This is a genomic window from Streptomyces sp. ATCC 21386 (genome assembly GCF_018728545.1).
Classification (GTDB): domain Bacteria; phylum Actinomycetota; class Actinomycetes; order Streptomycetales; family Streptomycetaceae; genus Streptomyces.
The window spans coordinates 3,485,593-3,508,051 of record NZ_JAAVVL010000001.1; the positions used below are offsets into that span (position 1 = coordinate 3,485,593).

16 protein-coding genes are annotated in these 22,459 nt (G+C 71.6%); 3 read left to right on the forward strand and 13 right to left on the reverse strand.

Translation table 11 applies throughout. The features are described from left to right. Nucleotides 1-120 precede the first annotated feature (120 nt). Complete coding sequence (locus GWK25_RS15215) at nt 121-891, reverse strand: DUF72 domain-containing protein (protein WP_215450762.1); 771 nt, start codon at nt 889-891, stop codon at nt 121-123. A gap of 51 nt (nt 892-942) precedes the next feature. Next, nucleotides 943-2,037 (reverse strand): DUF5925 domain-containing protein, encoded by a 1,095-nt coding sequence (locus GWK25_RS15220; RefSeq protein ID WP_184895950.1) that lies wholly within the window; start codon nt 2,035-2,037, stop codon nt 943-945. 135 nt (nt 2,038-2,172) lie between these two features. Between GWK25_RS15220 and GWK25_RS15225 the strand changes: the two genes are divergently transcribed. After that, complete coding sequence (locus tag GWK25_RS15225) at nt 2,173-3,588, forward strand: xylan 1,4-beta-xylosidase (RefSeq protein WP_215450763.1); 1,416 nt, start codon at nt 2,173-2,175, stop codon at nt 3,586-3,588. Between the two features lie 3 nt (nt 3,589-3,591). Here GWK25_RS15225 and GWK25_RS15230 read toward each other — a convergent pair whose 3' ends face one another. The 7 genes from GWK25_RS15230 to GWK25_RS15260 all read right to left on the reverse strand — a co-directional run bounded on the left by GWK25_RS15230 (nt 3,592) and on the right by GWK25_RS15260 (nt 13,409). Next, nucleotides 3,592-7,467, reverse strand: coding sequence for a lipopolysaccharide biosynthesis protein (locus GWK25_RS15230; RefSeq protein WP_215450764.1), 3,876 nt, complete (start codon nt 7,465-7,467; stop codon nt 3,592-3,594). Then, nucleotides 7,460-8,272, reverse strand: coding sequence for a polysaccharide deacetylase family protein (locus GWK25_RS15235; RefSeq protein ID WP_215450765.1), 813 nt, complete (start codon nt 8,270-8,272; stop codon nt 7,460-7,462). Before GWK25_RS15235 ends, GWK25_RS15230 begins: the two co-directional genes overlap by 8 nt. Next, complete coding sequence (locus GWK25_RS15240; RefSeq protein ID WP_215450766.1) at nt 8,269-9,300, reverse strand: glycosyltransferase family 2 protein; 1,032 nt, start codon at nt 9,298-9,300, stop codon at nt 8,269-8,271. The genes GWK25_RS15235 and GWK25_RS15240 overlap by 4 nt, the downstream gene beginning before the upstream one ends. After that, on the reverse strand, nt 9,297-10,130 hold the full coding sequence (locus tag GWK25_RS15245; protein ID WP_215450767.1) for a glycosyltransferase family 2 protein: 834 nt from the start codon (nt 10,128-10,130) through the stop codon (nt 9,297-9,299). Before GWK25_RS15245 ends, GWK25_RS15240 begins: the two co-directional genes overlap by 4 nt. 352 nt (nt 10,131-10,482) lie before the next feature. Then, nucleotides 10,483-11,604, reverse strand: a complete 1,122-nt coding sequence (locus GWK25_RS15250) for a GNAT family N-acetyltransferase (protein ID WP_215450768.1) — start codon at nt 11,602-11,604, stop codon at nt 10,483-10,485. 3 nt (nt 11,605-11,607) lie between these two features. Continuing rightward, a complete protein-coding gene (locus GWK25_RS15255; protein WP_374105903.1) occupies nt 11,608-11,970 on the reverse strand; it encodes a hypothetical protein in 363 nt (120 codons plus the stop codon). Between the two features lie 233 nt (nt 11,971-12,203). Beyond that, nucleotides 12,204-13,409: a S8 family peptidase gene (locus GWK25_RS15260; RefSeq protein WP_215450770.1), complete on the reverse strand. Its 1,206-nt coding sequence runs from the start codon at nt 13,407-13,409 to the stop codon at nt 12,204-12,206. Nucleotides 13,410-13,724: 315 nt separating this feature from the next. On the opposite strand from GWK25_RS15260, the gene GWK25_RS15265 reads away from it, so the two are divergent. Beyond that, entirely contained in the window at nt 13,725-14,531 is an 807-nt protein-coding gene (locus GWK25_RS15265; protein WP_215450771.1) for an SGNH/GDSL hydrolase family protein, read from the forward strand. On the opposite strand, the gene GWK25_RS15270 is transcribed toward GWK25_RS15265, so the two are convergent. The 4 genes from GWK25_RS15270 to GWK25_RS15285 form a co-directional block, all read right to left on the reverse strand. Beyond that, a complete protein-coding gene (locus GWK25_RS15270) occupies nt 14,515-16,242 on the reverse strand; it encodes a serine/threonine-protein kinase (protein WP_215450772.1) in 1,728 nt (575 codons plus the stop codon). The two genes, GWK25_RS15265 and GWK25_RS15270, sit on opposite strands and share 17 nt — an antisense overlap. A 72-nt stretch (nt 16,243-16,314) precedes the next feature. After that, nucleotides 16,315-18,159, reverse strand: coding sequence for a nickel transporter (locus GWK25_RS15275; protein WP_215450773.1), 1,845 nt, complete (start codon nt 18,157-18,159; stop codon nt 16,315-16,317). Then, on the reverse strand, nt 18,156-19,991 hold the full coding sequence (locus GWK25_RS15280) for a tetratricopeptide repeat protein (RefSeq protein ID WP_215450774.1): 1,836 nt from the start codon (nt 19,989-19,991) through the stop codon (nt 18,156-18,158). Before GWK25_RS15280 ends, GWK25_RS15275 begins: the two co-directional genes overlap by 4 nt. 138 nt (nt 19,992-20,129) lie before the next feature. After that, on the reverse strand, nt 20,130-21,653 hold the full coding sequence (locus GWK25_RS15285) for a DUF4331 domain-containing protein (protein WP_215450775.1): 1,524 nt from the start codon (nt 21,651-21,653) through the stop codon (nt 20,130-20,132). A 233-nt stretch (nt 21,654-21,886) separates the two neighbouring features. Here GWK25_RS15285 and GWK25_RS15290 point away from each other — a divergent pair, with 233 nt between their 5' ends. Beyond that, a complete protein-coding gene (locus GWK25_RS15290) occupies nt 21,887-22,429 on the forward strand; it encodes a sigma-70 family RNA polymerase sigma factor (RefSeq protein WP_215450776.1) in 543 nt (180 codons plus the stop codon). Nucleotides 22,430-22,459 lie beyond the last annotated feature (30 nt).

Below are 22,459 nucleotides of genomic sequence, written 5' to 3' on the forward strand. Positions count from 1 at the left end.
GCTGGGCGCCGCCGCGGTGGAGGTGGTGTGCCGCGGCAGGGATGGTCGGGGCGACCCGCTGAGGGACGGGGCGGCAGTCAGAGGCTCGGCGGCAGGGGCGCCGTCGGCAGTGGGAAGCCCCTACGTCGCCGTCAGGTGTCCCGGTGTCCGGGTGGGGTGCAGGCCTGCTCTGCGGGCCGCCTTCGCGAACGTCGTCGCGTCCTGCACCGCCGCCGCGTGGGGGTCGTTGTTGAAGTAGACGTACGCGTCGGCGGTGGCCGGCCAGGTGTCCGCCAGGCGGTGGGCCCAGGTCGTCAGGGAGCGGCTGCCGTAGTGGGGCCAGGGGTGGGCCCGGCCCTGGTGGAGGCGGAGGTAGCACCAGTCGGTGGTGCGCCAGAGCGGGGTGGCCGGGCGGGAGTGGCTGTCCGCCCAGCACAGGGCGGCGCCCCGGGACTGAAGGACCTCGCGGACCTCGGGCGTCCACCACGAGTCGTGCCGGGGCTCGACCGCGACCCGGGTGCCGGAGGGGAAGCAGCCCAGGCAGGCGTCCAGGAGAGCGGCGTCGGCTCTCAGCGTCGGGGGCAGCTGGAGCAGGACCGGGCCCAGGCGGTCGCCCAGTCCCTCCGCATGGGTCATCAGACGCCGCACCGGCTCCTCGGGGTCCCGCAGCCGCTTGATGTGGGTCAGGTACCGGCTCGCCTTCACCGCGACCAGGAAGTCCCCCGGCACCCGGTCCCGCCACGCCTCGAAGTTCTCCCGCGTCGGCAGCCGGTAGAACGCGTTGTTGAGCTCGACCGTCGCGAAGTGCGCCGCGTACTCCTCCAGCCACGACCGGGTGGGGCAGCCCTCCGGGTAGAAGGCGCCCCGCCAGTCCTTGTACTGCCACCCCGACGTGCCGACGAACAGGGTCATACATCCATCAAAGCACCGTCGTCCTCCTGTCACAGAGGCGGCCGCCCCGGCCTACAGGTACAGGCCCGCGTCTGCCCCGCCCCGCGGCTCCGGCAGCGACGTCGGCGACGTGCCGCGGCGCAGCGCATACAGCTCGGCCAGGGTCGCGCCCTCGCGGCCGACCCCCTCGTCCGTGCCGAGCCAGCCCACCGCCTCCGCACGGGTCAGCGCGCCCACCTCGATCCGGGCGAGACAGCGGCCGGGGCGGACCACGGCCGGGTGGAGGCGCTCCAGGTCCTCGTTGGTGGTGACGCCCACCAGGACGTTGCGCCCCTGCCCGAGCAGGCCGTCCGTCAGGTTCAGCAGCCGGGAGAGCGCCTGGCCCGCCGTGTGCTTGGCCTCGCCCCGGATCAGTTCGTCGCAGTCCTCCAGCAGGAGCAGCCGCCAGCGGCCCTTGCCCGCCGCGTCCTCCTCGCCGATCGCGATGTCCATGAGATAGCCGACGTCGGAGAAGAGCCGCTCGGGGTCCAGGACGCAGTCGACCTGGCACCAGTCCCGCCAGGAGCGCGCCAGCGTGCGCAGCGCGGAGGTCTTGCCGGTCCCGGGCGGGCCGTGCAGCAGCAGGAGACGGCCCGCGATGTCCTCCGGGGTCGTCTTCATCAGGCGGTCCATCGCGTCCGCCACGGGGGCCGTGTAGTTCGGCCGTACCTCTTCCCAGGTGCCCGCCGAGATCTGCCGGGTGGTGCGGTGCGGGCCCCGGCGCGGCGAGACGTACCAGAAGCCCATCGTGACGTTCTCCGGCTGCGGCTCGGGCTCGTCGGCCGCGCCGTCGGTGGCCTGCCCGAGGACCTTCTCCGCCAGCTCGGCGGTGGTCGCGGTCACCGTGACGTCCGCGCCCCGGTTCCAGCGGGAGATCAGCACCGTCCAGCCGTCGCCCTCGGCGAGGGTCGCGCTGCGGTCGTCGTCCCGCGCGGAGCGCAGCACCCGGGCGCCCGGCGGCAGCAGAGTGGCCCCGGACCGTACCCGGTCGATGTTCGCCGCGTGCGCGTACGGCTGCTCGCCCGTCGCGAAACGGCCGAGGAACAGCGCGTCGACGACATCGGAGGGGGAGTCGCTGTCGTCGACGTTGAGCCGGATCGGCAGTGCGTCGTGCGGGTTGGCAGACATGTCGCCATGATCCGTCACCGAGGGCTCCCCGTGCATCCGCTTTCCGTGGCGTGCCGGTGGTGTCGGAGCGATTGCCCGGGAGTTCACGGACGGAAGCTCCCCCGGCAGGGGTTCGCGCGGTTACTGTTGCCCATGATGGGACGTCATGGGTGGATTGCGGGGGACCGGCGGTGGCGGCTCACCGCGTTCGTGGGCGTGGGGGTGGCGGCGCTGGCCCTGGTCGTGACCTTGCTCAGCACACTGCCCGGGGGCGGCAGCATCGCCGGCACCACGCCCGACGGCGACAAGGTGCACGGCACGCCCGCGACCCCGCCGAAGTCGACCGGGCCCAGTGTGGGCTGGGGTTTCACCCACACCCAGTACAGCGCGGACGCGGGCAGCGGGACGGCTGTCGAGCGCGTCGAGGAGCGGCTCGGTGAGCGGCCCCTGCCGCAGATCCAGCACATCATGGGCTGGGGTGCGGGCAACCCCGAACCCGTCGAGGGGCGTTACGACTTCGAGGAGATGGACCGGCGCATCGACTTCGTCCGCGCCACCGGCGGCACCCCCGTCGTCACCCTGTGCTGCGCGCCCGACTGGATGAAGGGCGGCAGACCGGGCGCCGACCGGACCGACTGGAGCCAGGCCGCGCTGGAGACCGCGCCCGAGCCCGAGCACTTCGCGGACTACGCCGAGCTCGCCGCGACCGTCGCCAAGCGCTACCCGGACGTACGGCACTTCATCGTCTGGAACGAGTTCAAGGGCTTCTGGAACGACGCGGAGGCCCGCTGGGACTACGAGGGGTACACCGAGCTGTACAACCTCGTCCACAAGGCCCTCAAGAAGGTCGACGAGGACATCATGGTCGGCGGGCCCTATCTGGTCATGGACAGTGTCGATCCACGGCAGAAGCAGGACGCGTCGACCTCGCTGAAGGGGCCGTGGGGCTCCCTGGACCAGCGGGTCCTCGACGCCTTCGACTACTGGAACGAGAACAAGGCCGGCGCCGACTTCGTGGTGGTCGACGGCTCCAGCTACACCCGGGACGACGAATTGGTCCCCGACGAGTTCGCCGCGAGCGACAAGTTCACGGCCGTCAGCCGGTGGGTGCGGGAGCGGTCCGGTGATCTGCCGCTGTGGTGGGCCGAGTACTACGTCGAGCCCGCCGACGCCGACGACAACCGGCACGGCTGGTCCGAGAACCGCCGCGTCGCCGTCCAGGCCTCCGGGCTGATGGCCATGGCCAAGGGCGGTGCCACCTCCGGCTTCTACTGGAACCCGGAGGAGAGGACCGGGGAGTGCCCCGGCTGCCTGTGGACGCCTACCGACAAGAAGGACGGGGGCGAGGAACTGCCCATGTACGGGCTGCTGTCCCGGTTCGACGAGGAGTTCCCGCCGGGGACCAGGTACGAGACGGTGGCCGTCGCCGACGACGACAAGCCCAACGTCCGGGTGCTCGCCGACGACAAGGCGGTGCTGGTGGTCAACACCCTCGACCGCAGGATCAGCGCCGACATCGACGGCCAGAAGTTCGACATGGCCGCCTACGAGGTGAAGTGGCTTCAGAGGTGAGGGTCAGGGCGCGCCCATCGTCAGGAAGCGCTGCACCAGTGAGGCCAGCAGGAGCGTCAGCAGCGGCAGGCTGAACCAGAAGCTGCCCTGGAGCCACCGGAGTTGCCGGACGCCGGGGCGGACCGCCACCCGGACCAGCTCGCGGACGCTCAGCAGCACGATCAGGGCGATCGCGGCCAGGCCGCCCACCACCGACCACGGGGTCCAGGTGACCTGCGGACCGATCGGCCCGGGATCGGGCTCCGGGGCCTTCCCTGCCTGGTCGCGCAGGGCGAAGATCGTGGCGTCCCTGTGGGAGAAGACCTTCTCGATGTCGGCGCGCGCGTCGAGGTTCCGGATGAGCCGGGACTCCCAGTTCGCGGAGTAGCCGGCGTCCATCTGGAGGTTGGTGACCTGGCTGCGGTTGACGATCAGGAGGGAGCCCGCGCCCGCGTCCTTCAGCGCCTTGGCCACACCGGACACCAGGACCGGGTCGATCGGCGCGAGCGTCGGCACGTACTCGACCTTCTCCATGTCCCGGGCGCCCCACGGCATCGCGGGCGTCACATTGTTCACCGGGTCGTCGCTGAGCCAGAGCAGCCGCACCGTCGGGTCGTCGTGGGCGTAGACGTACTCCATGGCGGCGACCTCCCCCGGGCGGACGCGCTCGAAGGGCTCGTTGCCCCAGCGGGCCACCAGGAAGCCACCGATGAGGACGAGACCGGCCATGAGGGCAGCCAGCGGGGCGAGGCTCACCCGGTCCTTGGCGCGTTCCCTGTCGGTGACGCCGGTGCGCGGGAAGAGGGCGAGCGCGGCGAGCAGCGCGGCGCCCGGCAGGGCGAACATGAAGACCCGCAGGGCCATCTCACCGCCGTACGACTGCATGCCGAAGCCCAGGAACGGCACGAACGTCAGGACGAGCAGGGAGCGTTCGCGGTACTTGTTCGCGCGGCGGCGCAAGAAGCCGTAGCAGGCCAGGAGCATGACCGTGCCGGCGAGGGCCACGCGCGCGTACAGCACGAGTTTGTGTGTCGAACTGCCCTCGCCGATCCGGCCGGAGACCGAGGACGTGACGTTCCCGCCCACACCGCCGACCCCGCCGAAGAGCTCGTCGAAGTGGCCCGACCAGTACGGCTCGGCGAGGAAGCCCACCCAGACGGCGACCAGCACGGCGAACAGGATGGGCAGGCCGCGCAGTTCCGAGCGGCCGACCAGGACGAGGGCCGCGAGGACGCCCAGCATCACGAACGGGGTGAGCTGGTGGGCCGGGACCGTCGCCGCGTACAGCCCGATCAGGACCGCCAGGAGGACCGCCCGCTGCCGACGGTCGGTGGGTTCCACCTCCGCCTCGCCGGGGCGCACCTTGCCCCACAGCATGTGCGGGGCGCGGAACCAGACCAGCAGGATCGCGACGAAGACCAGGTAGAGGAGGTAGGTGAAGCCCTGGGGGGAGAAGTAGTCCTGGCCCACCCAGCCGCTCAGGACGAAGATCCAGACGCCCGTCCACCTGGCGCGCCAGCTCGCCCGCATATGGCGGGCGAGCAGGAACATCGGCGCCAGGTACAGGAGTTGGACGGCCGTCGGCCACCAGCGGATGATCTCGGTGAAGTCGGTGACCCCGCAGGCCTCGGCGACGAACGCGGCCGCCGCGAAGAACCCCGGCCAGCTCCAGCGGGCGTCCAGGTCGGGTACGGCGGAGCCGGTGCGGTCGATGTAGTCGATGAAGCCCAGGTGCTGCCAGGCCGTCGCGAACCGGGGTTCGGTCTCGATCACGGCCGGCAGCGCGTGCAGCGAGAACACGGTGGCCAGCAGGGTGATCAGCAGCAGTGCGCGGTGCTCCCGGGCCGGCCACAGCAGCGAGGCGAACACGACGGCCAGCAGGGCCGCCCCGATCAGCGTCGGCGTGGGCAGCACGGAGATCAGGCCGAGGCCGCCCATGCGGTCCAGGTCGGAGTCGTCCAGCGCCAGCGCGGGCACCCAGTACAGCAGCAGCGCGACGATCAACAGGAAGCCGAGGACGATCCCGGTGGCCGTGGGGTGCAGCAGTCGTTCGCGGAGGGGTACCCGAGGTGCGTCCTGCGCGGCCGGTGTCTCCCCGGCCGGGTGGTTCACCGGCTCCTGTACGGACTTCTCCAGCGTCTCGGCCTCTCCCGCCGCGTCCGGTTCCCGTACGTCCTTCTCGAACGGGGCGTCCACACCCGGGGACGGCGCCGGGCCCAGGGAGGACTCCGAGCCCGGCTCGCGGGACTCCACCGGCAGGCCCAGCCCGGACGGCGGCAGCAGCGGACCCGTCGGCCGGTCCTGGGCCCAGGCCGGCCGGTGGTCCCCGCGCGGCACCGCGGTTCCGGCGGGCGGGGTGCCGGGACCGGGCCGTACGTCCGGGCGGCGCTCCAGATGGTCGAAGTCGACGTGGACGCCCAGGGCGAGGGTGTCGGAGTCCAGACGCCGGGACCAGGCGCCGCTCTGCTTCTTCGCGGCGGAGGCCACCCGGCCCAGGTCGGCGAGATCACCGTCGGGTGCCGCGTCGGCGGGCACCTCGGCGGGCCCGGCGGTCCGCAGGATCCGGTACAGCCGTGGCGCGGCGATCAGCACGATCACCGCGAGGCTGGAGATCTCGGCGACGCCCGCGCCGGTCAGGCCCATCCGGGGGAGCAGGGCCAGCGTCAGGCCGAGGACCAGAGCGCACAACAGGCCCTGCAGCCAGGCGAGTCCGGCCGTGCGGCTCTGCGCGCGCAGCACCGCGAAGTACGTCTCCATCACCACCCGCAGGACCGCGCCCACCGCGAACCAGCGCAGCAGCGGGGTCGCCGCGTCCGCGTAGCCCTGCCCGAAGACGGCCAGGATCCACGGCGCCCCGAAGAACAGCACCGCGCACACCGGCAGCATGATCCGGGCCATCCGCTTCAGCGCGGCCCGGGTGTTGGCGGCCAGACGCGCCGGGTCGTGGGCGCCCTCGACGGTCAGCGAGGCGCCCATGTTGATGGCCAGCAGATTGACGGTGCCGCCGATGGTGGTGGTGATGTAGAAGTACGCGTTGTCGGCGGAGCCGACCTGGGCGGCGACGATCACCGGGACCGCGTACACGACCGCGAGGGAGAAGAGGGACCCCGTGTAGTCGCCGGCGAGGAAGCGGCCGATCTCCCGCCACGACGGGGGGTGCGCGCGCTCGGCGGTGGCCTCGACGTGCCTCGGGATCAGCCGCCGGAACACCAGCCAGCCCAGCGGCAGCACGGACATCGCGATCGCCGCGACCCAGGAGACGAAGACGCCCATGGTCGGGACCGCGGCGGCGAACACCACGAGGAGCACCAGCTTCACCGCCGAGAACACGGTGTTGCCGACCGGCACCCACACCGCGCTGCGCAGCCCGGTGAGCACCCCGTCCTGGAGCGTCAGCGTCGACCAGGCGACCACCGCGAGCACGAAGAACACGGCGTAGAGCGGATCGTGCAGAAAGCTGTACGACGACCCCCACAGGCCCAGCGTCAGCAGGAACACCCCCGCCGCGAGTGCCACGACCACCGCACTGCCCGCGTACATGCGGAAGATCAGCCGTCCGGTGTCGCGCCCCGCGACCGGGATGAACCGGGCCAGGGCACCCGTCAGCGTCAGCGCGGTGAGCCCGGCGAGGAGCTTCATCGCGGCGATCGCGGCGGAGCCCTGACCGACCGAGGCCTCGGTGTAGTAGCGGGCGGCGGCCAGCCAGAAGCCGAGACCGAGCACGGCCGAGATACCGGTGTTCAGCATCAGGGCGTAGGCGTTGCGGAACAGCTGGTCGCCGCCCGTGCCCCGGCCCAGCCCGGGCAGGCGCAGCCTGCGGCCGGGGCCGGGCGCGGGCCCGGTCTCCTCGGCCGGGGTGCTCTCGGCCTCGTGAGCCGTGGTGGTCGTCGTGTCAGACACGGGAACGGATGGCCTTCCGGACCTGTCGTGCTCTTCGGACCATGGCGTACCCCTTGGTGAGGGCACGGTCCCTGGCGAAGGTGCGGGCGATCGCGCGGCCTTCGACGAGCCGCTCGAACTCCGCGACGTCCGTGGAGCGCCGCACGGTCACCCGGCGCAACGCGTACGGGCCCTGCGCGCGCCGGGCCAGCGCGTTGCCGACCGCGAGCGACTGGGCGAACCCCGTCTCCCGCACCGCGACGCGCACCCGGCGGCTGGAGTAGCCGTACGGGTAGGCGAACGAGACGGGCGGGGCGCCCAGTTCGTCGGCGACGATGCTCCGGCAGCGCCGCAGCTCGGACCGGAGCCGGTCGTCGTCGAGCATGTCGAGCTGCGGGTGGGTGTGGCTGTGCCCGCCGATCTCCACGCCCCCTGCGGCGAGCTCGCGGACCTGGTCCCAGCCGAGCATGGTGTCGAGGGCCCCGCCGTTGTCGTGGGGGCCCTCGATCCAGCCCGTGGTGACGAACAGCGAGGCCATGAAGCCGTGCTTGGCGAGGACGGGCAGGGCGTGCCGGTGGACGCCCGCGTAGCCGTCGTCGAAGGTGATCAGCACGGGCCGGGCGGGGAGCGGGCGGCCGTCCCGCCAACTCGCCGCCAGGGCCGCGGTGTCGACCGGGGTGAGGCCCAGGTCGTCGATGACCGCCATCTGTTCCGCGAAGGCCGCCGGGGTCACCGACAGGTCCCTGGTGGCGTCGTTCGGCGTGGTGGACACCGCGTGGTACATCAGGATCGGTACGGCCGCCGCCGTCCCCGTCGTCTTCGTCATGACGAGCCCCCCTCGCCCCCCTTGCCGACCGGGCCGACCGTGCTGTCCGGGAGTCCGCCGACGGAGAACGTGACCTCGCCCCTGCGGGCCCGGACGCTCCCGACAACGTACCCCCCGGCGGCGGCCGCCACCCCCAGGACGATCGCGCCCGCGCGGCCCGCGCCCCCCGCGCGCCCGAGCAGGGCGTCCCGCACCCCGCGCGCGACCCCGGCGGGCAGCACCCGGGTGGTGTACCGGCGCTCCGACTCCAGTCCCTTGTCCGCTCCGACGCTCCGCGCCACCAGCGCCTTCGACAGGCCCTCGGCGTAGGTGCGCGCCCGGAAGTACGCCAGGCGCTCGCGTGCGTCGGGCACCCGGTGGTGGATCACCGCCCGGTCGTCGAGCAGCAGCACGCTCCCCGGGAGGGCCCGGGAGAGCCGGATGCACAGCTCCGTCTCCTCGCAGCCCAGCGGGCGCTTGTCCCCGTCGCGGCCGATACCGGTGGCGAAGCCCCCGGCGGCGTCGAAGGCGGCGCGGCGGAACGAGGCGTTGCCGCCGAGGACGTTGCGGACCTCGGCGACCCCGCCGGGCAGCCCCTTGTAGGCGCAGCCCACCACCCAGTCGAACTCCTCGGGGAACCAGGCCGGGCGGCGGCCGGACGCCCACACGGGCACCGTACGGCCGCCGACGGCCATGACGTGGGGGTCGGCGTACCCCTGGGCGAAGTACCGCAGCCAGTCGCGCTCGGCCACGGCGTCGTCGTCGAGGAAGGCGATGATCTCCCCGCACGAGGCGGCGATGCCCGTGTTGCGGCCCGCGGACAGCCCTCGGGGGCCCGCGTTGGCAAGCACCCGGACCTCGCCGCTCTCCTGGTGTTCCTTGTACTCCCTGGTCAGACGCTCCAGCAGGGGCCGGTTGTGGTCCACCACCAGGAGCGTCTCCAGGGCCGGCCGGGACTGCGCGCGCACCGAGGAGACCGCAGCGAGGATGTCCTCCCAGCGGTCCTCCGTGTACACACAGATCACGACCGAGACGGTCGGCTCGTTCAAGACGCCTCTCCCCGCCCCGCGGTGAGCATCGTGGCGTGCGAACGGCGGCGCAGGGCCCGCCGGTTGGAGCGCTCCTTCAGGATCACCTTCAGCACCCGCAGTCCGTCGCGGACGGCCCGCAGGTTGCTCGCGCCGTGGATGCGCAGATACTCGTGGCTGGGGATCTCCTGCACCTTCAGGCCCGCCTTGACGACCCGGATGTTCATCAGGGTCTCCACCTCGAAGCCGGTGCAGTCGAGGTCGATCTTGTCGAGGCAGTGCCGCCAGAACGCGTTGTAGCCGTAGCACAGGTCGGTGTAGCGGGCGCCGAACTTGCGGTTCACGGTGGTGCACAGCGCCCAGTTGCCGAGCTTGCGGATCGGGGTCATGTCGTCGGTGCCGCCGCCGTTGGCGAAGCGGGACCCCTTGGCGAAGTCGGCGCCCGAGACGAGGGCGGAGACGTACGAGACGATCTCGTGGCCGTCGGCCGAGCCGTCCGCGTCGACCATCACGATGATGTCACCGGTGCACGCCTCGAAGCCGGTGATCAGGGCGTCCCCCTTGCCCTTGCCCCGCTGCGGGACGACCTTGACGTCCGGCCACAGTTCGCGGGCCACCTCGACGGTGTCGTCGGTGGAGTTGCCGTCGACCAGGACCACCTCGTGGATCCAGCCCGGCAGCGTCTTGAAGACGTACGGAAGGTTCTCCGCCTCGTTCATGGCGGGGATCACCACGCTCACCGGTGGTGCGATGGCCAGGTGGTTGGAGATCGGCCGGTACTTCGCGAGCGCCGACGTCCCGGCGCTGCCGGTATCGGACTCGGATATCGCCGGGCGCAGAACTGAGCTCATGAGTCTGGTCCCTCTCGTCCGGTGAACCACCCGCCCCTGGGTGGTCCGGAATGTTGTCCGGTTCGAAAGGGGGGTTCTCACTCAGGGCACGGCGAAGTCGATCTCCGTGCATGCCGGGTGAGCCGGCAAAGCCGGCCGACTGTCGCGACTCGGCAGTCGGTCGCGCGGCACGACTCGGTAATCGGTGCGGTCACCGAGCACGGCACCCCCCTACCGCGCCCCGCGCCGGGGTCGCCGCGCTCCTTGAGCCCTCCCCTAGGAGCATGTGCCGACGGACCGATGCGGGTGTAAGTACAACGATGCAAGACGGTATTGATGATTGAGACCATATGGCAAGACCTCGTACGAGGACTCACGTTTTTGTTGATGTGTCCGTTACCTGACCTCCCGACCGGAATTTCCCCATCCGCTTCAGCAATCTATCGGCAGGTTCGAACAGTTCCGGTCGCGCCAACACCGTGTTGCGCAAGGCCCTGACCGGTGCCCGTCGAGCCCGGTGCCCGAGCGCCACCGGATGGCGCCGGGTGACCCACCCCTCCGACACGGAGATCTCCCGGGTCTTCAGGGAATCCTTGTACTGCTTCTGCCCCCGGCCCAGATCCAGGTAGGCGATGCCGTCGGCGGCGCCCTCCTCGGCCATGTGCAGATGCAGGAGCAGGCCCGGCGAGAATCTCGCGAACGCCGGGTCGTACGCCGGGAACCAGCAGGTCAGCACCCGCTCGGAGCGCAGTCCGAAATGAGCCGCGGCCGGCTTGCCGTCCGCGTACAGCACGGAGAGCTGGCCGGCGAAGGAGGCGGAGCGGGTGTGGAAGAGGCGGTGCACCAGGCGGGTGATCCACGGGTGTGCGAAGCGGTCGCTGCGGCCCGTCCTGCGGTACTGCGCCGACTTCCAGGCCATCAGGGTGCGCAACACCTTCGGGTCGCGCTCGTCGTGCACGTAGCGCACCTCGTCCACCGCGCGGCCGAGCCTGCGCTCCTTGGCGAACGTCGAGCGGACGAACTTCGGCGAACGGGTGCGCAACTGGCCGAGATAGGCCTCGTAGCCCTGCTCCAGGTCCATGACCGGCGACGGGAAGCTTTCGGTGACGTGCGCGGCGAACGGTGTCTGGCCCTCCGCCAGGTGGTCGAACTCCCACACCGCGAGCCCGCAGGCCCGCAGCAGCTCCTGGGGGTCCCAGGTGAAGCCGGGGCGGTGGACCACGCCCTGGCAGTCGGAGAGGCCGAGACCGACGGCTCTGCCCACCCCGACGGTGGATCTCTGGTACGGGAAGAAGGCCGCCGGCTCGCCCCCCTCCCGGACGACCGCGATCCGTACGCCGCGTCGGCAGCTGCCCACCGCGAGGGCGAACTCCGGGGACAGGAACGGATTGGCCAGCTCGGGAGCGCCGTGGAGATGGGCCTTCGACTGCAAAGCGGTCCAGGCCGCCCGGTCGGCGGCCGTCAGCTCGCCTGGGCGGTACACACTGATGTCCACGTCTCAGGTCCGTCTTCTCTCCGTACGGCCGCGCAGGAGCCGTACCAGACTCGGCAGGATGACGAGCGAGCTGATCACGGTCACGGCCGTGATCCCACCGGTCGACGACCACGAGTGGGTGGCGATCATGCCCTGGGCGACGAGGAGGTTCACCGCGATCGCGCCCGCGAGGGACGTCACGACCCGGCCGAACGGCTCCAGCCCGCGCAGTACGGCCCCGATGGCGGCTCCTGGCGCGGCGAGGAGGAAGAACAGGGTGAACGGGCCGCGCAGCACCGAGTCGGAGCCGGCGAACGCGAGCACCGCGCCGACCCCCGCCACGGCCGCGGCCACACCTGCCAGCAGCGGCCCCCCACTGCCTGACAACGATGGCTTGATACGCAAGGTCTGCATTGGCGACTTTGCCCCCTGAAGCGCCGGATGCCGGGCTTCAATGTCGCTCAGTCGGCGCGGGGGAGTCAATACGTCGAGACCCGCCACGCCCGACCGTACGTCCAATTGTCATACGTCGGCGGGGGAATGCGCGGTCGCGCACGAGGAATCCCCGGAGGCGACCCGCGCCTCCGGGGAAACATCACTTCAGGATGCGGCGGCCGCCCTTACGGGACGATCTGCAGCAGACGGTTCGGGGAACCGGTGCCGGGGCTGGTGACCTTGCCGGTCACGGCACCGGCGGTCAGGGCCGAGGCGACCTGGGCCGGGGTGGCCGAGGTGTGGCCGGCCAGGTAGATCGCGGCCGCGCCCGCGACGTGCGGGGTGGCCATCGAGGTGCCCGAGATGGTGTTGGTGGCGGTGTCACTGGTGTACCAGCCCGCCGTGATCGACGAACCCGGGGCGAAGATGTCCAGGATCGACCCGTAGTTGGAGTAGCTCGCCCGCGCGTCCGTGTTGGTGGTGGCGCCGACCGTGATCGCCGAGGCGACACGGGCCGGGGAGTACGAGGAGGCGTTGGCGCTGCTGTTGCCGGCCGCGACCGCGTAGGTGACGCCGCTGGCTATGGAGTTGGCCACGGCCGTGTCGAGGGCGGTGGAGGCGCCGCCGCCGAGGGACATGTTGGCGACGGAGGGGCCGCTGTGGTTCGCGGTCACCCAGTCGATGCCCGCGACGACACCGGCCGTGGTGCCCGAGCCGGAGTTGTTGAGCACGCGCACGGCCACGATCTTCGCCGACTTGGCGATGCCGTAGGTCGAGCCCGCGATGGTGGAGGCGACGTGCGTGCCGTGGCCGTTGCCGTCCTGGGCCACGGTGTCGCCGTCGACGGCGTCGTAGCCGTTGACCGCCCGGCCGCCGAACTGCGCGTGCGAGACGCGTACGCCGGTGTCGATGACGTACGCGGTCACCCCGCTGCCCGCGCTGTCCGGGTAGGTGTAGGTGCCGGACAGCGGCAGCGACGCCTGGTCGGATCGGTCCAGGCCCCAGGGGGCGCTGGTCTGGGTGGCGTCGGACGTGAAGATCTGGTTCTGCTCGACGGAGGCGACCGCCGGGTCGCCGGCCAGTCTCTTCGCCTCGGTGGCGGAGAGCTCGGCCGAGTAGCCGTTGAGCGCGGACTTGAAGGTCCGCTTCACCGTGCCGCCGTACTCCTCGACCAGGTCCTTGCCGGCGCTCGACGCGGCCTTCAGGCCCGCGCTCTTCTTGAGCGTGACGATGTAGCTGCCCTTGATGGCGGTGGGGGAGTCCGCCGCGAGCACCTTGCCCTCGGCCGGGGCGGCCTGGGCGGGGAGCGCGGTCAGACCGCCGAGCAGGGCGGTGGTCGCCAGGGTGGTGACGGCGGCGACGCGGATGTTCTTGATACGCAGGTGTGCCATTACGAGGGTTTCCTCCTCATAGGCGACGCGCGCCTGGGTGGGGCGCGCGTCCGTGGGGGGTGCGTGCGGAATCGCACTCACGACCGGGAGCGTCGCGTTCCGCTCTCGGCTGTAAGCAGATTGAGTGATCTACGGGTGTAGCTCAAGAGAGTTGAAGCGTTGTCATGTTTCTGTCACACATCTGAAATCGAACGAGGGAGGGAGCGCGGTGGGTACAGGTGCTTGCGGGCGGGAAAGTATTGACATGAACACTTCCGATCAACACGCGTAGTTGCTACGACGGTTGAGGCAGAGATCCTGCTAAAGGGAGGTTCCATGAGACGTTCCCGACTTGCGGCATACATGACCTCACTCCTCCTCGCCGTCGGCGCGGGCCTGACCGGGGCCGCGACGGCGCAGGCGTCCCAACAGGCCGCCGCCACCGGCTATGTGGCGCTCGGCGACTCCTACTCCTCGGGTGTCGGCGCGGGGAGCTACCTCTCCTCCAGCGGCGACTGCAAGCGCAGCACGAAGGCCTACCCGTACCTCTGGGCGGCCGCCAACGCTCCCTCGTCCTTCGACTTCACGGCCTGCTCGGGCGCCCGAACGGGTGATGTTCTGGCGAGTCAACTCGGGCCGCTCGGCGCGGGCACGGGGCTGGTCTCCGTCTCCGTCGGCGGGAACGACGCCGGCTTCGCCGACGTCATGACCACCTGCGTCCTGCAGTCCGACAGCGCCTGCGTCTCCCGCATCAACACGGCGAAGGCGTACGTCGACTCGACGCTCCCCGGCCAACTCGACAAGGTCTACTCGGCGATCAGCGCGAAGGCACCGTCCGCCCATGTGGTGGTGCTCGGCTACCCCCGCTTCTACCAGCTGGGCGGCACCTGCCCCGGCCTGTCCCAGGCCAAGCGGACCGCCATCAACAACGCGTCCGACTACCTGAACACCGCGATCGCCAAACGCGCCGCCGACCACGGGTTCACCTTCGGCGACGTCCGCTCCGCGTTCACCGGGCACGAACTGTGTTCGGGCAGCGCGTGGCTGCACAGCCTCAACCTGCTGAACATCGGCGAGTCGTACCACCCGAAGGCCGCGGGCCAGTCGGGCGGTTATCTGCCGGTCTTCAGGAACGCGGCCTGACGGCTCCGTTCAGGGCTCCGGCCTCGTCGTCGTAGTCGGCGTCCGAGTCGCCGTAGCCGCCTGGGTTCTCCGAGTCGTCGGAGGGGGAGGTCCCGCCCGTGGTCGGGGCCTCCGACTCGCACGTCACCGAGAACGCGACCTTGTTCGACTCCGTCTTCACCGGACCGCGCACCTCGACGCCGATCTCGTCCGAGTGGCTCCCGTTCGTCGAGACGACGACCCGGTCCTGCTTGGTCTTCCCACCGCCGGACGCGAACGACAGGGTCTTCCAGCCCTCGTCCTCCACCTCGCCGCTCCTCGCCACCCACCGGTAGTCGACGTCCACGGGGACGCTGCCCACGGTGAACGTCGCCGTGAAGGTGGGAGCGTCGGCGTCCTCGGGCGGACAGGTGCCGGAGTAGTCGGTGTTCACGCCCTCGACGGACACCTCGACCGACTGCGCGGGCGGCTTGGTGGTCGGCTTGTCCTCGGTGGGCGTGTCCGAGGGCGATTCGTCGGCGCTCGTCTCGTCGCCCCCGCCGGGCTCCTCGCCCGTACCGCCGTCGGCCGTCCGGTCGTCGGTGCCGCCCACCGTGCCCGCCCCGTTGGTCGGACTGCCGTCCTTGCCGTCGTCGTCCTGGTTGACCAGGGCGTATGTCAGGCCCGCGATGGCGAAGGCGATCGCCGCGATGCCTGCGACCAGGAAGACCAGGGCCCGCCGGTTGCGGTCCGGCTCGCGGGTGGGAACCGGGGAGGGGTGGGTGGCAGCCGGGGTGGGGCGAGGCGGGGTCGGCGGCCCGTACCGGTTCACGTCCGGTTCCGTGTTCGTGCTCGCGCCCGTGGCTGGGAAGGCGGCCACCGTGGGGCTGTACGGGGTCGTCGCGTCCGCGTGCGGGGTTCCCCCGGCGCCGATGATGCGTAGGTCCCGCTCGGCCTGCTCGGCGGAGATCCGTTCGGCCGGATCCTTGCGCAGCAGCCCCTCGATCACCGGGGCCAGCGGACCGGCCCGGTGCGGCGGCGGCAGCTCCTCGTCCACGACCACGCGCAGGGTGCTCAGCGGGGTGTTCTGCCGGAACGGCGAGTTGCCCTCCACCGCCGCGTACAGCAGCACCCCGAGCGACCACAGGTCCGACTCGGGGCCGAACGCCCGGCCGAGCGCCCGCTCGGGCGCGAGGAACTCCGGGGAGCCGATCACCTCACCGGTCATGGTCAGCGCGGAGCTGCCCTCGACCGTGGCGATGCCGAAGTCGGTGAGCACGACCCGGTTGTCGTTGGAGATGAGCACATTGGCCGGTTTCACGTCCCGGTGCAGCACACCCGCCTCGTGCGCGGCGCGCAGCGCGGACAGCACCTCGGCGCCGATGTGCGCGGCGCGCTGCGGGGACAGGGGCCCCTCGCCGTCCAGGAGATCGGCGAGCGACAGCCCGCGCACCAGCTCCATCACGATCCACGGGCGGCCGTCCTCCATCGCCACGTCGTACACCGTGACCACATTGCGGTTGGCGACCCGGGCCGCGGCCCACGCCTCCCGCTCCAGACGGGCGTACATCCGCTCGACGTCGGAGACCGCGATACCGCCCGGCGCCCGCACCTCCTTGACGGCGACCTCGCGCTGCAGCACCTCGTCGCGGGCCCGCCACACGGTTCCCATGCCGCCCTCGCCCAGCGGGGTCAGCAGCCGGTAGCGGCCCGCGATCACCCGTTCACCGCCCGGTTCTTCGGACACGGCCATCCCCCGTCACTCGCATCCGCACGCGCATCGGCCCGGAATCTCCACTCCGTGCTTTTTCTCCCCAAAAGTAGCTCAGCCGAGTGCGGATGTTGCCCCCCTGAACACCAGAACGGCCCCGAGCGCGACGACCAGCAGAGCCGACGCCAGCGGTACGGTCCTGCGCACCAGCGCGGCCGTCGGCCCGCCGAGCCGGCCCTCGCCGCGGTCCATCACCCGTGTCACCCAGCCGCCCGCCTTCACCACGGCGTAGCCGGCCGCGGTCAGCGTGAGCGCGAGGCCGATGCCGTACGCCAGCACGAGCAGCAGGCCGAACCATGCCTTCCCCAGTGCCGCCGCGCCGACCAGGACGACCACGGCGGACGGGCTCGGCACCATGCCACCCGCGAAGCCGAGCAGGATCGTGCCGCGCAGGGTGGGCGCGGTGGGGTGGGTGTGGGTGAAGCCGCCGTGGGTGTGCGTGATCCCGCCGCCGAAGAGGGAGCGCTTCTCCTGGGGCGCGTCGTCGGGGCTGTGGTGGTGGTCGTGGGTGTGGTCATGGCCGTGGCCGTGGCCGTGCTTGTCGCCGTGTCGGTGGTCGTGGGGGGCGACCGGCGCGTGGGTGTGCGTGCGGGGCTCGCTGTGCGCGTGAGCGTGTGAAGGAGCGGCCTGGGCGAGTACGAGCTCCCGGCTGGGCTCCGGCTCGTGGTCGTGCCCGTGGGTGTGGCCGTCTCCGTGGCTGTGGTCGTGAGAGTGCCCGTGCCCGTGCGCGTGGCTGTGGTCGTGGCCGTGGTCGTGGTCGTGGTCGTGGTCGTGGCTGTGGTCATCGCCGTGGCCGTGGCCGTGGTCGTGTGAGTGCCCATGGCCGTGGGCGTGATCGTGCCCGTGTGCGCTCGCGTGGGTGAGGGCCAGTTTGCGGTTGAGCCATGCGCGGCGGGCGAGGGTGACGCCCGCACCCATCACGAACAGGCCGCTCGCGATGCCGAGCCAGGTGATCACGGACGGGGCGGCGGCGGAACCGGCCAGGACGAGCAGGCCGAGGGCGACGACGCCCAGGGTGTGGGTGACCGTCACGGACGCGGCCATGGGCAGCACGTCCCGCATCCGGGCCCGGTCCCGCGCGGCGGCCGTCGCGGCCATCAGGGTCTTGCCGTGACCCGGGCCGAGCGCGTGCATGGCGCCCAGGAACAGGGCGATGCCGAAGGCCAGGGCGCCGAAGCCGAAGGTGAGGTCCTGGCTGGAGACCAGGTCGTCGAGGGCCCTGGTCCAGCGGTCCGCGCCGCGCGGGAGGATCGAGGCGCCGGGCGCGGCGCTCTCCCGCTCGGCCAGCGCGGGACCGCCCGGCCGGACCTGGAGCGAGGCCGTGGCCGTGTCCTCCGGCGACTGCAACAACTCCGCGGGGTAGTCGGTGAGTCGCTTCGACACCGACTCCTCGGGCACATCCGACCCGGCCAGGGTCATCCGGTCGCCCTGGGCGGTGACCTCGCGCCAACCGGGGCCGGAGTCCACGGCGGCGTGGAAGCGTACGTCGGCGGCCCGGTCCGGCAGCGCGGCCGTCAGCCTGCACTCCACCCGCAGCGTCTTCAGCCCCGCCTGGCCCGGCCGCTCCTCGGCCCGGCTCGACTTCAGCGCCACCTCGGCGGCGCTCCCGTCGACGGTGACCTCACTGCCCTCGGCGGCCTTCTCGCACCGCTCCCGGGCCCAACTCTCCACGCCCTGGCGCTTGAGGACGGGCGCGGCCTGGGTCGCCGGGATCTCCGCCAGGTCCTCGACGTGGAGGATCCGCAACTGCCCGGGGGCGGCGACCAGGCCGTCGTACCGGTTGACGGTGAAGTTGCCGAGCGGGTGGGCGCTCGCGGCCTCGGCGGGGCCGAGGACGAGCGCGCAGGCGGCCGCCAGGACCGCCGTGCCGGAGGCGAACACGCGCCGGGGAGAGATCACTTGGCGGTCTCCAGAGCCTGCAGTGTCTTCAGGGTCTCGCGGGCCTCGGCCGCGCCGAGCGGCGAGAAGCCGGCGTTGAGGTCGAGCGCCGCCTTGAGGGTCCTGCGGGCGTCCTTCTTGTCGCCGGCCTCGTACTCGACCATGCCGCGGTGGTACAGGAAGGTCGCGTCCTTGTAGCCGGTGGCGGTGGCCCGGCGGGCGTACGGCAGGGCCTCCTCGTCGCGGCCGTTGACGTGCAGCGCCCAGGCGAGGGCGTCCGCCGTGTGCACCGTCTCGCGGCGCTCGAACTCGGCCTCGGCGGCCCGCAGCGCGGCCTTGGTGTCGCCGTGGTCGGCGGCGGCCAGCGCGGTGTCGAGGTCGGCGTTGACGCCGTTCGCGCGAGCGATGGCGGTGTAGGCGTCCACCAGCGCGTACTGGTCGTTCGCCTTGGTCCTGTCGCCCTTGGCCTCGTACAGCTCGCCGAGCACGACGAGGGGTCCCGGCAGCGGGTAGGAGGAAACCACCTGCTCCAGGCCGCGGATCGCCTCCGCGTCGTCGCCGCTCGCGGCCTGGGCGCGGGCGCGGCCCTCCAGTGCGGGGAGATAGGTGTCGTCGGCGCCGAGTGCGCGGGCGTAGTGGTCGAGCGCGGTCCTGTAGTCGCCCTGCTTCCAGGCGAGTTGGCCGAGCTGGGTGGCCACGTAGGCGATGTCGCCGCGGGTGGCCGCCGAGTCCAGGGCCTGCTCCAGGACGCGTCGGGCGGTCTTCACGTCGCCGCGCAGTTCGTACACGTAGGCGTAGCGGGTGAAGACGGGGATGCCGGGGCGGCGGGTGTCGGCGAGGCGGACCGCCGCCAACGCGTCGTCGTAGCGCCCGAGTTCGACGAGGGCGTCGACGCGGCTGCACAGCGCCCGCTCGCTGTACGGGTTCTCCTTCAACGCCCGGTCCGCGAACCGCAGGGCGTCCTCGAAGTCGTGGCGGGCGGCGGCGAGGGCGGCGAGGCCCGCGAGCGCCGGGTCGTTGTCCGGGCGCAGCTCCAGCGAGCGCTTCAGGGCCTTCTCGGCCTGCGGGTAGCGGGAGGGGTCGCCCTTGACCCGGGCCTGCTCGACATAGGCGAGGCCGAGTGTGGACCAGGAACCGAAGTCCTTGGGTTGTTCCTTGAGATGGGCCTGGAGCCGTTCGACCGCCGTGTCGAGGTCGCCGCCGGCGAGCTGGGCCGCGGACACACCCGGTGAGGAGGACATGGCCACGGTCCGGTCGTCGTCCCCGGCACCGAGCGCCACCGCGAACCCGGTGAACGCGACGGCCAGCGCCACCGCACAGGCACCGACCCGCATCAGCCGCCGCCCGGCCGACTCGGCCACGGGCCGGCGGCCGGGCCGAGAAGCCGACCCATGACAGTCCACCGACGCGGGAGCCGGGTTCCCTTCGCCGCACGACGCGGACCCGGACACGGGCACCGCGCCTGAGCCGACGTCCAGGTCGGCCTCGACCGCGGAACGGGTCTCGACGCCGGACGCGGGTTCGGCCTGGGCATCGGGCCTGGATGCGGCCTCGGCCTCGGCCTCGGCCTCGTCGTCGGCGTCGGACGCCGGGCTCGGCTCGGCAGTGGAAGCCGCATCGGAGCGAGCGTCGGCCCCGGCCGTCGGAACGGGCACGGGCCGCGGCCCGTCGTCCGACGCCGGACCGGGCGCCGGGGCGGACCCGGTGTCGGCCCCCCGCTCCGCCACCGCGGCGGACCCGGTGTCCGTCGGCCCGGTGGATGTGGTGAGTCGGGGTCGGTCCTGCTCGGGTGCCCCCTCGTCGGGACGCGGACGCCCGTTCTGCGGCGCGCTCTCGTTCGTACGCGGGGACATGCCCTCTCCTCAACATCCTTGCCGAGTGCGGTGATCGTGGTCGTGGGGCGCGGCCCGCGCCGTGGGGGATGGATACGAGCGGGCCGCGCCGGTCACGTCGGCCGGGCCCCATGGGGAAGGGCCCGGACGAGGGATCGGCTAGTAGTACGCGCGGTCGTTGCGACGGCGCCACCACAGCAGACCCGAGCCGATCAGCAGGACACCGGCCGCGCCGGCTCCGGCCGAGGCGGCGATCAGCGTGGTGTCGTCGGTGCCGCTCTCGACACTGCCGCCCAGCGCGCTGCGGACGTTGTTCGTGGTGTTGCCCTTGACCGTCTTGCCCCGCGAACCGGCCGTCGGCAGACCGACGTACGGGAAGGACTTGCCGAACTTCTTGTCGTTCTTGTCGACCGCGTCGCCCAGGTCGTTGGGCGCGTCGACCAGTTCGCCCTCGACGACCTGGAGCGCGATGTCGATCACGTCGTCGGTGAGCCGGCGCCCGTTCGGGAAGCCCTGGTTGTCGCCGTCCAGCACACCCAGCCGCTTCGGCTTCGCGGTGGGCTCGATGGAGGTGTTGAGCCGCAGCTGCTCCGAAGGCGTCACGTGCGGGGGCTGGTTGAGCCCCTCGACGCCCTTGAGGAAGACGTCGACGAGGTCGTTGCGCGGCTCCTTGGGCGCCGGGATCTTGTAGATCGCCTCGATGAGCTTGGGCAGCTCGGGCTCGGTGACGTTCTTCAGGAACTGGGCGTCGTCCACCGGCGAGGACGCGTTGAACTTGTCCTTGTCACCGATGGGGTTGACGACCTCGTTCACCAGCGGCATGCCGAGGCGCGACACCTGGTGGTACTGACCGTCGGCGCCCTGGCGCTGCGTCGTCGACCAGATGCCGACGATCGGCTGGTCCTTGGACTGCACGAGCGCCTCGCTCGGGACCTGCAGGGCGATCGAGTTGACGTTGTAGCCCTTCAGCGTGTCCCGGCCGACCTCGGAGAGGTCACCGCCGTAGAGCAGGTCGAAGACGCGCAGGTCCAGGAAGAAGGGGTCGTCGGCCTGACCGGCGTACGTGGTCACCCCGCTCGCCGTCTTGTAGACGGCCTCGTCGCGCAGCTTCTTGAAGTCCGGCATCGACGCCTTGCCGACGTTCGACGGCGCCACCCACACGTCGTCCGCGAGCTTCGTCTTGGAGACCGCCCGACGGTTCTTCAGCTTGATGAGGTCGATGTCGTACGTCTGCGTGATGTTCAGGTCCGGGTCGTCGAGGCTCTCCACGACGCCCGTGTTGTACAGGAAGGTCCTGTCGTTCTTCGTCTTCGTCTTGAACGTGTACCGGAAGATCAGGTCTTCCTGGGCGTCGCCGTCCTGGTCGACGCGGATGTCGTACTCCGCGTCCTCGGAGAAGGTGAAGAAGTTCGGGCCGCCCGCGGGCTCCTCGAAGGGGATCCAGTTCGCGATCACCGTCGTCGTATCCGGCTTGTCGGGGCTGACGAACGCGTACACGTCGGTGTTGTCGAACTGGGGCTCCCCCGAGATGAGCGGGGCCTCCCGGTGGCTGGAGGCGGAAGCCGCCCCCGGCTCCAGCACGGTGACTCCGGCGGCCGCGAGTCCTCCGGCGGCCAGCGAAGCACAGATGAGGGACGCGATGCTCCGCCGTCCCGCGCCGCTCCTGGAAGTAGGTGTCGTCATGCCGTCCGTCCTCTGTCCCAACTTGCCTGACGAACGCCATTCGGAGCGGTCGGCAGGGTGGATTGGTCGAATCCCAAACGTTCTTACGGCGCGTTTGAAAGGTTGTTTCAGCGGAGAGCGGGATTTGTTGATCGGGATGTGTTCCGGATCCGTACCCCCATCCGGAGGTGGGTCGGTTGCGAATGCCTTACGCGCGGGGATGGCCGTGCTCGGCCGGAGGCGAGGGGGAGCGAGTGGAGGCGGACAGGCTTCTGGTCCGGGTGGCCGGGGGCGACCAACGAGCGTTCGAGGAGTTGTACGGCCTGGTGTCCGGCCCGGTGTTCGGGCTGGTGCGCCGGGTCGTACGGGACCCCGCGCAGTCGGAGGAGGTGGCCCAGGAGGTGCTGCTCGAACTCTGGCGTTCCGCGAGCCGGTTCGACCCGGCGCGGGGCAGTGCGCTGTCCTGGATACTCACCCTCGCGCACCGGCGCGCGGTGGACCGGGTGCGCAGCGCCCGCGCCGCCACCGAGCGCGAGCAGCGCGAGGGACGACGCAACCACCACACCGCCTTCGACCAGGTCGCCGAGGAGGTCGAGGCCGGCCTCGAACGCCAGTGGGTGCGCCACTGCCTGGAGAAGCTCACCACGCTCCAGCGCGAGTCCGTCACCCTCGCCTACTACGACGGCTACACCTACCGTGAAGTGGCCGAGCAGCTCTCCCTGCCGCTCGGCACGGTCAAGACCCGTATGCGCGACGGACTCACACGGCTGCGCGAATGCCTGGGAGGAGTCGCATGAGCGCCCTGTACGGCCGGCCCGGGGGAGGTG

Coding starts and splice junctions, on each gene's coding strand:
- GWK25_RS15215 (WP_215450762.1), bottom strand. CDS start 891: ATGACCCTGTTCGTCGGCACGTCGGGGTGGCAGTACAAGGACTGGCGG.
- GWK25_RS15220 (WP_184895950.1), bottom strand. CDS start 2,037: ATGTCTGCCAACCCGCACGACGCACTGCCGATCCGGCTCAACGTCGAC.
- GWK25_RS15225 (WP_215450763.1), top strand. CDS start 2,173: ATGGGACGTCATGGGTGGATTGCGGGGGACCGGCGGTGGCGGCTCACC.
- GWK25_RS15235 (WP_215450765.1), bottom strand. CDS start 8,272: ATGACGAAGACGACGGGGACGGCGGCGGCCGTACCGATCCTGATGTAC.
- GWK25_RS15245 (WP_215450767.1), bottom strand. CDS start 10,130: ATGAGCTCAGTTCTGCGCCCGGCGATATCCGAGTCCGATACCGGCAGC.
- GWK25_RS15260 (WP_215450770.1), bottom strand. CDS start 13,409: ATGGCACACCTGCGTATCAAGAACATCCGCGTCGCCGCCGTCACCACC.
- GWK25_RS15265 (WP_215450771.1), top strand. CDS start 13,725: ATGAGACGTTCCCGACTTGCGGCATACATGACCTCACTCCTCCTCGCC.
- GWK25_RS15270 (WP_215450772.1), bottom strand. CDS start 16,242: ATGGCCGTGTCCGAAGAACCGGGCGGTGAACGGGTGATCGCGGGCCGC.
- GWK25_RS15280 (WP_215450774.1), bottom strand. CDS start 19,991: ATGTCCCCGCGTACGAACGAGAGCGCGCCGCAGAACGGGCGTCCGCGT.
- GWK25_RS15285 (WP_215450775.1), bottom strand. CDS start 21,653: ATGACGACACCTACTTCCAGGAGCGGCGCGGGACGGCGGAGCATCGCG.